This window comes from Methylobacterium gregans (assembly GCF_022179245.1).
GTDB lineage: Bacteria > Pseudomonadota > Alphaproteobacteria > Rhizobiales > Beijerinckiaceae > Methylobacterium > Methylobacterium gregans.
In genome coordinates this window covers 24480-34285 of the sequence record NZ_BPQM01000006.1, presented here as the reverse complement: position 1 = coordinate 34285, position 9806 = coordinate 24480, and the positions used below count along the sequence as shown (strand labels likewise).

Annotated in this window: 9 protein-coding genes; 6 read left to right on the top strand and 3 right to left on the bottom strand. The window is 71.5% G+C overall.

The features are described from left to right. Both MFF54_RS01610 and MFF54_RS01605 read left to right on the top strand, forming a co-directional pair. Positions 1 to 1222, top strand: a 1222-nt coding sequence (locus MFF54_RS01610) for a transketolase family protein (RefSeq protein ID WP_506289936.1), incomplete at its 5' end; no start/stop codon positions are given. 154 nt (positions 1223 to 1376) lie between these two features. Beyond that, the gene (locus tag MFF54_RS01605; RefSeq protein ID WP_238300755.1) at positions 1377 to 2549 is read left to right on the top strand and encodes a M20 aminoacylase family protein; all 1173 of its coding nucleotides are present in this window, start codon (positions 1377 to 1379) and stop codon (positions 2547 to 2549) included. A gap of 1 nt (position 2550) precedes the next feature. Here the strand turns inward: MFF54_RS01605 and MFF54_RS01600 are convergent, their stop codons facing one another. Continuing rightward, a complete protein-coding gene (locus MFF54_RS01600) occupies positions 2551 to 3927 on the bottom strand; it encodes a leucyl aminopeptidase family protein (RefSeq protein WP_238300762.1) in 1377 nt (458 codons plus the stop codon). A gap of 158 nt (positions 3928 to 4085) precedes the next feature. On the opposite strand from MFF54_RS01600, the gene MFF54_RS01595 reads away from it, so the two are divergent. Both MFF54_RS01595 and MFF54_RS01590 read left to right on the top strand, forming a co-directional pair. Then, a complete protein-coding gene (locus MFF54_RS01595) occupies positions 4086 to 4904 on the top strand; it encodes a tetratricopeptide repeat protein (protein ID WP_238300753.1) in 819 nt (272 codons plus the stop codon). A gap of 34 nt (positions 4905 to 4938) precedes the next feature. After that, positions 4939 to 5316: a hypothetical protein gene (locus MFF54_RS01590; protein WP_238300751.1), complete on the top strand. Its 378-nt coding sequence runs from the start codon at positions 4939 to 4941 to the stop codon at positions 5314 to 5316. A gap of 77 nt (positions 5317 to 5393) precedes the next feature. Here the strand turns inward: MFF54_RS01590 and MFF54_RS01585 are convergent, their stop codons facing one another. Continuing rightward, positions 5394 to 6890 (bottom strand): MFS transporter, encoded by a 1497-nt coding sequence (locus MFF54_RS01585; RefSeq protein ID WP_238300749.1) that lies wholly within the window; start codon positions 6888 to 6890, stop codon positions 5394 to 5396. A 116-nt stretch (positions 6891 to 7006) separates the two neighbouring features. On the opposite strand from MFF54_RS01585, the gene MFF54_RS01580 reads away from it, so the two are divergent. Continuing rightward, positions 7007 to 7291, top strand: coding sequence for a hypothetical protein (locus tag MFF54_RS01580; RefSeq protein WP_238300747.1), 285 nt, complete (start codon positions 7007 to 7009; stop codon positions 7289 to 7291). 38 nt (positions 7292 to 7329) lie between these two features. On the opposite strand, the gene MFF54_RS01575 is transcribed toward MFF54_RS01580, so the two are convergent. Then, positions 7330 to 7998 carry a TetR/AcrR family transcriptional regulator gene (locus MFF54_RS01575; protein WP_238300760.1) on the bottom strand — a complete coding sequence of 223 codons (669 nt, stop codon included), beginning with the start codon at positions 7996 to 7998 and terminating at the stop codon, positions 7330 to 7332. 240 nt (positions 7999 to 8238) lie between these two features. Here MFF54_RS01575 and MFF54_RS01570 point away from each other — a divergent pair, with 240 nt between their 5' ends. Beyond that, on the top strand, positions 8239 to 9756 hold the full coding sequence (locus tag MFF54_RS01570) for an NCS1 family nucleobase:cation symporter-1 (RefSeq protein ID WP_238300745.1): 1518 nt from the start codon (positions 8239 to 8241) through the stop codon (positions 9754 to 9756). Positions 9757 to 9806: the final 50 nt, after the last annotated feature.

Below are 9806 nucleotides of genomic sequence, written 5' to 3'. Positions count from 1 at the left end.
GCGGCACGGGGAGCCGCGCGGCGTCGCGCAGGCGCGGCTCCCCGTGCCGCAGGACTTCCCGTGCCCGCGCCAGCCCACCCTGTCCACGCAGGCGGGCTTCGGCATGATCCTGAACGAGCTCGCCCGCTCGGACGCGCCGATCACCGAGCGCATCGTCACCACCTCGCCGGACGTCACCGTCTCGACCAATCTCGGCGGCTGGGTGAACCGGCGCGGCCTGTTCGCCCGCGAGGAGCTGCGCGATCTGTTCCGGGCCGAGCGCATCCCCTCGACCTTCACCTGGGACTTTTCCGCCGAGGGTCAGCACATCGAGCTCGGCATCGCCGAGATGAACCTGTTCCTGCTGCTCTCCGGGCTCGGGCTCTCGCACCGCCTCTTCGGCGAGCGGCTGATCCCGATCGGCACGCTCTACGATCCCTTCATCGCCCGCGGCCTCGATGCCCTGAACTACGCCTGCTACCAAGACGCCCGCTTCATCATCGCGGCGACGCCCTCGGGCGTGACGCTGGCGCCCGAGGGCGGTGCCCACCAGTCGATCGGCACGCCGCTGATCGGCCTGTCGCAGCCGGGGCTCGCCAGCTACGAGCCGGCCTTCGTCGACGAGTTGTCGCTGATCCTGGCCCACGCCCTCGACTACGTGCAGCGCGACGGCGAGGCCGGCGGCTCGGTCTATCTGCGCCTCTCGACCCGCAGCCTGGAGCAGCCGCACCGTGCGCTCACGGCGGAGCTGGCCGACAGCGTCGTGGCCGGCGCCTACTGGCTGCGCGAGCCGGGGCCGAACTGCGAGGTCGTGGTCGCCTATACGGGCGCGGTGGCACCCGAGGCGATCGAGGCGGTCGGCCGCATGGCCGAGGACCGGCGCGATGTCGGGCTGCTGGCCGTCACCTCGGCGGACCGGCTGCATGCCGGCTGGAGCGCGGCGCAAGGAGCCCGCGAGCGCGGAGAGCGCGGAGTCCAGAGCCACATCGAGGCGCTCCTCGGGCGCCTGCCGCGCCATTGCGGCCTCGTCACGGTGATCGACGGGCACCCGGCGACCCTCGGCTGGCTCGGCTCCGTTCACGGCCATCGCACCCGGGCGCTCGGCGTCGCGCATTTCGGCCAGACCGGCACGGTGGCCGACCTCTACCGCCATTTCGGGATCGACGCCCGCGGCATCGTCGCGGCGGCGCAGGGATTGAGCCCGGAGCGGCCGATCCGGCAGCTGAGCCTCGTGGCGGGCTAGCGCGCGCTGTCCCTCCCCCCTCCGCGGGGGAGGGCGGCACCGACGCGTCATTCGGCCTCCCACGGCCACGCCTCCGGTTGACGCCCCGGTTGGCCCCCTGTTTGCTGGCCGGGACTTGCCCGCCCCGACAAACCGAGCGGCCCCGAGCACCCGCATGCCCGCCATCGACCGGATCCAGGCCTTCTCCGACGCCATCACCGCGTGGCGGCACGACCTGCACGCGCACCCCGAACTGCTCTACGACGTGCAGCGCACGGCCGGCTTCGTGGCCGACAAGCTCACGGCGTTCGGCTGCGACGAAGTGGTCACCGGCATCGGCCGCACCGGCGTCGTCGGGGTGATCCGGGGCCGGGGCGGGCGCTCGAACCGGGCGATCGGCCTGCGCGCCGACATGGACGCGCTGCCGATCCAGGAGGTGCGCGACTTGGCGTACCGCTCGACCGTGCCGGGCAAGATGCACGCCTGCGGGCATGACGGGCACACCGCGATGCTGCTCGGCGCCGCCCGCTACCTCGCCGAGACCCGCGATTTCGACGGGCAGGCCGTCCTGATCTTCCAGCCCGCCGAGGAGGGCGGGGGTGGCGGCGAGGCGATGGTCGAGGACGGGCTGATGGAGCGCTTCGGCATCGAGGCGGTCTACGGCATGCACAACATCCCGGGGCTGGCCGTCGGCCGCTTCGCGATCCGCCCGGGCCCGATCATGGCTTCGACCGACCGCTTCACCATCACGATCGAGGGACGGGGCGGCCACGCGGCGCTCCCGCACGCGGCCGTCGACAGCGTGGTGGTGGCGAGCCACGTGGTGCTCGCCCTGCAATCGATCGTCTCCCGCAACGTCGACCCGCTACAATCGGCCGTGGTCTCGGTCTGCGCCCTGGAGGCCGGCGAGGCCTTCAACGTGCTGCCGCAGAGCGTGACCCTGCGCGGCACGGTGCGGGCGCTCTCGGCCGAGGTGCGAACGCTGATCAAGGCCCGGATCGTCGCCCTGACCGAGGGCATCGCCCGGGCGCACGGTGCCGCGGGCAGCGTCGATTTCGGCTCCAGCTACCCCGTCACCGAGAACGACCCGGCCGAGGCCGCCTTCGTGGCCGATGTCGCCGCCGGGCTCGTCGGCGAGGATCGGGTCGAGCGCAACGTCGCCCCGATGATGGCGGCGGAGGATTTCTCCTACATGCTGGAGCGACGGCCCGGCGCCTACCTGTTCCTCGGCAACGGCGACAGCGCGCCGCTCCACCACCCGCACTACGACTTCAACGACGCGGCCGCCCCCCTCGGCGCCGCGCTCTGGGCCCGGCTGGTGGAGACGGGGCTGCCGCTGGCGCGCTGACCTACAGGCCCCCGTAGCGCCCCTTCAGCAGGGCGTAGACCAGCCGCGCGGTCTGCACCTCGCCGCCCTCCGGACGGCCGGGCTTGGTCGAGGGGTTCCAGCCGTAGAGGTCGAGATGCGCGTGGGCCCGCGTTCGGGGCGCGAAGCGGCGCAGGAACAGCGCCGCGGTGATCGCCCCCGCGAAGGGGCCGCCCGAGACGTTGTTGAGGTCGGCCACCTTCGAGTCGAGCAGGCTCGCGTAGGGCGGGTGGAGCGGCAGGCGCCAGACCGGGTCGATCGCCGCACGCCCCGCCGCCGCGATCGCCTCGGCCAGCGCGTCGTCCTCGGTGAAGAGGGCCGGCAGGTCGGGGCCGAGCGCGACCCGGGCGGCGCCCGTGAGCGTCGCGAAGTCGATCAGAAGGTCCGGCTCCTCCGCGTCGGCGAGCGCCAGCGCGTCGGCGAGGATCAGCCGCCCCTCCGCGTCGGTATTGCCGATCTCGACGGTCAGCCCCGCGCGGCTGCGCAGCACGTCGCCGGGCCGGAAGGCCTCGCCCGAGACCGCGTTCTCGACTGCCGGGACGATGAGGCGCAGCCGCACGGGGAGGCCAGCGCCCATCACCATGTCGGCGGCGGCGATGGCGGCTGCCGCGCCCCCCATGTCCTTCTTCATCAGCAGCATCGCGGCCGAGGGCTTGATGTCGAGCCCCCCCGTGTCGAAGGCCACGCCCTTGCCGACGAGGGTCACGCGCGGCGCGGTCTCGGGCCCCCAGGTCAGGTCGATCAGCCGCGGCGCGCGAGGCGAGCCGGCCCCGACCGCGTGGACCAGCGGGAAGTCCCGGGCGAGATCCTCGCCCAGGGTCACGCTCACCTGCGCCCCGTGTCGCGCGGCGAGCGCCCGCACGGCGGCCTCGATCTCGGCCGGCCCCAGGTCGTTGGCCGGCGTGTTGACGAGGTCGCGCCCCCGCGCCACCGCGGCGGCGATCCGGCCGACCGCGTCGGCATCCACGGCGTCCGGCGCCACGAGGCGCGGCGTCTCGGTGCCGCCCGACCGGTAGCGGCGAAACGCGTAGGCGCCCATCAGCCAGGCCAGCGCCGCCTCGTGCGGGGCGGGTGCGCCCTCCAACCGGTAGGTGCCGGGCGGGAGAAGGCCGGGTAGCTTGCCGGCAAGCAGCCGGTCGTAGGCGGGTGCTTGCGGGTCGCCGAGGCCGAACAGGACACGGCCGAGACCGCCTTCAGCGTCCGGCAGCAGGGCGAGGCGCCCCGCCTTCGGGGCAAAGCCCGTGGCCGCCGCGAAGGCCCGCTGCGGCGGCTCGAGCCCCGCCTCGAGCGCCGCCCAGTCCGCGGCGGAGACGAGCGTCACTGGAACGCCCGGGGTGCCGGCCGGCAGGAGGCCGGGCATGATGTCGTGCGTGTGGTCCTGCGTCTCGCCCATGCGCCCCGTCGTCTCCACACCCTTCGGAGGTAGAACCGTTTAACCGCCGGTTAGGGTTAACATTCTACGCCGGGCAAGCGGGGCCGTGAAGTTCGTGCGGCCCCTCTGTGTTTCCGGAGCGGACCATGAACCCGGCCCTGCGCCTCTTGGCAGCTGCGCTCGTCGCGCTCGCGCTCGGTGCCTGCCAGACCCGCGCGCCCGAGACCACCGGCTCGATCGGACCGGCCGCGCGCGCGCCCCTCGATCGGGCCGAGGTCGAGGCGCTGGCCGCCCGCTACCGCGAGAACCCGAACGACCTCCCCGGCGCGATGCGCTACGCCCAGGCCCTGCGCGCCACGGACCAGCGGACGCAGGCCGCCGCGGTGCTGCAGCAGGCGGCGCTGCGCAACCCGCGCAACCAGGCGGTGCTCGGCGCCTACGGCAAGGTGCTCGTCGAAGTGGGGCGCTTCCAAGAGGCGCAGGAGGTCCTCCAGAACGCCCACACGCCGTCCCAGCCGGACTGGCGCATCCTCTCAGCGCAGGGCTCGGCCGCCGACCAGCTCGGCGATCACGCCCGCGCGCAGGGCTTCTACGAGGCGGCGCTGAAGATCCGGCCGGAGGAGCCCTCCATCCTGTCCAATCTCGGCCTGTCCTACGCCCTGGCCCGCCAGCTCGATCAGGCCGAGGCGGTGCTGCGCCGCGCCACCCAGAATCCCGCCGCCGACGCGCGAGTGCGGGCGAACCTCGCCCTGGTTCTCGGTCTCAAGGGCCGCTTTCCCGAAGCCGAGGCGCTGCTGCGCCAGGACCTTCCCCCCGCCGAGGCCGAGGCCAGCGTCGCCTCGCTGCGGGGGCTGGTCGCCCAGCCGAACCGCTGGAAGGCGATCGAGGCTGCCGACCGTGCGGCCAGCAAGCCGGCCGCGAAGCCCGCCGCCGCGCTCGGGTCCGCCGCCGACCCGCGGGGATAGCTGCCGCCCGCGCCCGCGCGTGGTAGGAAGCGCCATGCGCGCCGTGCTCCCGCTCATCCTCTGCCTCGCAGGCCCGGCGCTCGCCCAGCCGGCCACCGCGAAGAAAACCCCGCCGGTGATCGGCTGCGCCTCGCTCGCGAATTACCGCCTGCTGATGCGCCAGACAGGCGATGCGGCCGCTGCCGCCGCGCTGCTGGCCGACCCGAAGGCCGACCATCTCGGCTGCGGCGCGATCACCCCTGAGAGCGTCACCGGCATCAGCGACCACGTCGCCCTCGACGGCCAGGCCTACGATTGCCTCGGGCTGCAGGGCACGGGCGTCTGCCAGTGGGTGACGGCCGGAGCGCTCGGCCCCGCCGCGCCGCGCAAGGGCGAGGCCGCCAAGGTTCCGAAGGAGAAAGGGAGGCCCTGAGGCTCGGGGCGCGGCTCCGAAATCCTGCCCGAGACCCCGCCGAAGGGCCTCAGGCCCTTCGGAATCCCGGATCGTTCTCAGGCCGCGGCGAGCGGCTTCGAGACGTCCTCGAGCGAGCGGCCCTCCGCGGCCGTCCCCCAGACCCCGCCGACGACCGAGGCCACCAGCATCAGCGCGGCGCCGAGCAGGTAGCCGCCGAAGACCGCGTCCCGCGAGCCGGTCTCGACCAGCGTTCCGAACAGAAGCGGGCCCGAGACGCCGCCGATGCCCGTGCCGAGGGCGTAGAAGGCGGCGATGGCGAGCGCGCGGATCTCCAGCGGGAAGGTCTCGGCCACCGTCAGGTAGGCCGAACTCGCCGCCGCCGAGGCGAAGAAGAACACCACCATCCAGGCCGCCGTCTGGCCCACCGGCCCCAGGAGCTCGATCTTGAACAGGTAGCCGGCGATGGCCAGCAGCACGGCGGAGATACCGTACGTGAAGGCGATCATCGGGCGCCGCCCGATCGTGTCGAAGAACCGCCCGAGCAGGACAGGCCCCAGGAAGGAGCCCAGCGCGAAGGGCAGCAGGTACCAGCCGACATGGCCGCCCGGCACCCCGTAGAAGCGCTCGAGCACCAGCGCGTAGGTGAAGAACAGGGCGTTGTAGAAGAAGGCCTGCCCGATCATCAGGCAGAGGCCGACAAGGGTCTGCTTGCGGCTCGTCACGAACATGGCGTGCGCTACCTCGGAGAGCGGGGTGTGGTGGCGGGTGCGCAGCCGCGTGTGCTTCTTCGGGTCCGGGGGCGGCAGGGTGACGCCCGCGTCCGTGAAGCGCTTCTCGATGCCGGTGACCACGCGGTCCGCCTCCGCCGCGTAGCCGTGGGTGACGAGCCAGCGCGGGCTCTCGGGGATCCAGCGGCGCAGGAACAGGATCACGAGGCCGATGGCGCCGCCCGTGAAGAAGGCGACGCGCCAGCCCCAGGCCGGGTCGATCACCTCCGGGCGCAGCAGCACGATCGACATGAAGGAGCCGAGCGCCGCTCCGATCCAGAACGAGCCGTTGATGACGAGGTTGGTCCAGCCCCGGGCCTTGGCCGGCACGAGCTCCTGGATCGTCGAGTTGATCGCCGTGTACTCGCCGCCGATGCCCGCGCCCGTGAGGAAGCGGAAGACGCAGAAGCTGTAGATGTCCCAGGACAGACCGGTGGCCGCGGTGGCGACGAGGTAGAGGGCGAGCGTGATGAAGAACAGCTTCTTGCGCCCGATCCGGTCGGTGAGCCAGCCGAAGCCGACCGCCCCCGTCACCGCGCCGACGAGGTAGGAACTCGCGGCGAGCCCCACGTCGAACTCGCTGAAGGACATCGGCGGGTTGCGCAGCGCCCCCACCAGGGCGCCGGCCAGCGTCACCTCCAGCCCGTCCAGCACCCAGGTGATGCCGAGCGCCACGATGACGAGGACGTGGAAGCGGCCCCAGGGCAGCCGGTCGAGGCGTCCCGCGATGTCGGTGTCGACGACCTCGCCCATCGGCACCCGCTCCGGCGTGGTGCCAGCCCCCGCGACCTTGCCCGCGACCTTGCCCTCGACCTTGCTCGCCATGCGCGTGTTTACCCTGACTCGCGGGAGATGTTGGGAAGTCTGTGCAGTGTCCGTCCGTTCAGAGGGACCTTCACCGGCGTCGGGCTGAACTAGGGCGCTCACGCGGATGCGTCCCGATGAAATCCCGACTTTTGAGAGAGAGTGCCCGTCTCGCCCTCCTGGCCGCCCTCGCGGCCGGACCGACGACGTTTCCGACCCACGCCGCCGACGGCACGCTGGGGGGCACGCTGGGGCAGGCGCGGCCGCGGCTGGAGATCGGCGCCGAGATCTGGCGCCTGCGCCCGTCCCAGACGAGCGCGACCCTGCCGGCCGCGACGGCTCACAGGGGGCAGGCGACCGAGATCCCGGAGACGCGGCGCAACGTCCGGATGGTCTACCCAGCGCTGGTCGAGGCGCGCTGAGGCCACGGCGATCCGGGGCGTCGCGAGTCGTCCGTGGGTCAGACCTCCGGCGCCAGTCCGAGGCCGCCGAAGACGAGCTGCACGATCGTCGCCTTCGCGGCGTCGTAATCGGCCTCTTCCAGCCGCGCCTTCCGCTTCATCAGCGCCATCTGGTCCGAGAAGTCGGCGTAGGCCTGGGTCATCGCCCAGATGCAGAAGAACAGGTCCGCCGGGCTGATCGGCCGGACCTTGCCGGCCGCCGCCCATTCCTCGACCATCGCCACCTTGGCGAGCAGCTGCGGCGTGGAGACCCGCTCGATGAAGCTGCCGATATGAGGGGCACCGCTGATGATTTCGGTGGCATAGATCTTCGATAGGGACGGGTGGTCCCGCGAGAAGTCGATCTTGCGGTGGATGTAGTCCCTGAGCACCGTGCGCAGATCGCCCGAGGCGTCGAGCGCGTCGATATCGGCCGCCCAGCGGTTCATCGCCCGCTCCAAGAGGGCGCGGTACAAGTCCTCCTTGTTGTCGAAGTAGTAGTACAGGTGGGGCTTCGACACGCCCGCCCCCTCGGCGATCAGGGCCGTGGTGGCGCCGCGCAGGCCGTAATTGCCGAAGACGAGCTCGGCCGCGTCCAAGATCTTGTCCTCGGCGTTCGGCCCTGAGGGTGGGCGCCGCCCGCCGCGCGAGGAGCCGCGGATCCGCACCTGCTTGTCCTTCACCGCCATCGAACGCACCGCACGCTCCGCCGCCTCGCGCTTCCGAACCGCCCGCGCCGGTTCGCTCCCCGCCGGCATCCTTGCACGATCCGGTCCGGGAAACCCGGATGCGGACACTTGCACGGACCGATCGTTTAAGAGATCTTACCGATCGTTAAAAACCGGCACAACGATTGCGACGCCGCTCCTGCGGCCAACGAGCAGTCGGACGAGACTGGGCCATTGGCCAGACCACTTGGGAGGTGGCAGATGTCGATTCACGCAAACGAGCTCGCGCCCCCCGGCGCCGCGGTCCCGGATGTGCCGGGCGGCACGCACGGCGCGGTCATCCTGAAGCCGAGCTACGACCCGAACCTCGTCAACGAGGATCTGGCGCCGCTCAGGAAGCAGACCTGGGGCACCTACAACATCTTCGCCTTCTGGATGTCGGACGTGCACAGCGTCGGCGGCTACGTCACCGCCGGCAGCCTGTTCTCGCTCGGCCTCGTGAGCTGGCAGGTGCTGATCGCGCTCATCGTCGGGATCGTGATCGTGCAGATCTTCTGCAACCTCGTGGCCAAGCCCAGCCAGGTCTCGGGCACGCCCTATCCGGTGATCTGCCGCGCCTCCTTCGGGGTGAAGGGCGCCAACATCCCGGCAATCATCCGCGGCCTGATCGCGGTGGCGTGGTACGGCATCCAGACCTACCTCGCGTCCGCCGCCTTCATGGTGGTGGCGCTGCGCTTCTACCCCGAACTCGCTCCCTACGCCGACCTGACGCGCTACGGCTTCGCCGGTCTCTCGGCGCTCGGCTGGGCCTCGTTCATGTTTCTCTGGGTCGTGCAGGCGCTGGTGTTCTGGCGCGGCATGGAGGCGATCCGCGTCTTCATCGACTGGGCGGGCCCGGCCGTCTACGTCGTGATGATCGCGCTGGCCGGCTACCTCGTCTGGCGGGCGGGCATCGGCAATATCGGCCTGACGCTGGGCGAGGTGAAGCACACGGGCTGGGCGGCGCTGCCGGTGATGCTCAACGCCGTTGCACTGGTGGTCTCCTACTTCTCCGGTCCGATGCTGAACTTCGGCGACTTCTCGCGCTACGGTTCGAGCTTCGCGGCGGTGAAGCGGGGCAATTTCTGGGGCCTGCCGGTCAACTTCCTGGGCTTCTCGCTGCTCACCGTCATCACGGCGTCGGCCACCGTGCCGGTCTTCGGCCACCTGATCACCGATCCGGTCGAGACGGTGAGCCGCATCGACAGCACCTTCGCGGTGGTGCTCGGCGCCTTCACCTTCATGGTGGCGACGATCGGCATCAACATCGTGGCCAACTTCGTCTCGCCGGCCTTCGACTTCTCGAACGTCGCCCCGAAGCGGATCTCGTGGCGGATGGGCGGAATGATCGCGGCCGTCGGCTCGATCTTCATCACGCCGTGGAACCTCTACAACAACCCGGCGGTGATCCACTACACGCTGGATATCCTGGGCGCCTTCATCGGCCCGCTGTTCGGCATCCTGATCGCCGACTTCTATCTCGTGAAGAAAGAGAGGATCGTTCTTGACGACCTCTACACGATGAGCCCGGCCGGCACCTACTGGTACGAGAACGGCTATAACCGGGCCGCCGTGACGGCGCTGATCCCCTCGGCGCTGGTGCCGGCGCTCTGCGTGCTGATCCCGAGCCTCGGGGTCGTGGCGAACTTCACATGGTTCATCGGCTGCGCGCTGGGCTTCGCGATCTACATCGCCCTGATGCGCCGCCAGCCGGTGCTGACGGCTCAACCGGCGGAGTAGGCGAGGGGACGCCCCGCCCTCTCGAGGGGCGGGACGCTCCCGTCTGATCG

What these genes read in the sequence shown, in the direction of transcription:
- MFF54_RS01600 (WP_238300762.1), bottom strand. Translation starts at nt 3,927, where the DNA reads ATGCCCGGCCTCCTGCCGGCCGGCACCCCGGGCGTTCCAGTGACGCTC.
- MFF54_RS01605 (WP_238300755.1), top strand. Translation starts at nt 1,377, where the DNA reads ATGCCCGCCATCGACCGGATCCAGGCCTTCTCCGACGCCATCACCGCG.
- MFF54_RS01570 (WP_238300745.1), top strand. Translation starts at nt 8,239, where the DNA reads ATGTCGATTCACGCAAACGAGCTCGCGCCCCCCGGCGCCGCGGTCCCG.
- MFF54_RS01585 (WP_238300749.1), bottom strand. Translation starts at nt 6,890, where the DNA reads ATGGCGAGCAAGGTCGAGGGCAAGGTCGCGGGCAAGGTCGCGGGGGCT.
- MFF54_RS01575 (WP_238300760.1), bottom strand. Translation starts at nt 7,998, where the DNA reads ATGGCGGTGAAGGACAAGCAGGTGCGGATCCGCGGCTCCTCGCGCGGC.
- MFF54_RS01590 (WP_238300751.1), top strand. Translation starts at nt 4,939, where the DNA reads ATGCGCGCCGTGCTCCCGCTCATCCTCTGCCTCGCAGGCCCGGCGCTC.
- MFF54_RS01580 (WP_238300747.1), top strand. Translation starts at nt 7,007, where the DNA reads ATGAAATCCCGACTTTTGAGAGAGAGTGCCCGTCTCGCCCTCCTGGCC.
- MFF54_RS01595 (WP_238300753.1), top strand. Translation starts at nt 4,086, where the DNA reads ATGAACCCGGCCCTGCGCCTCTTGGCAGCTGCGCTCGTCGCGCTCGCG.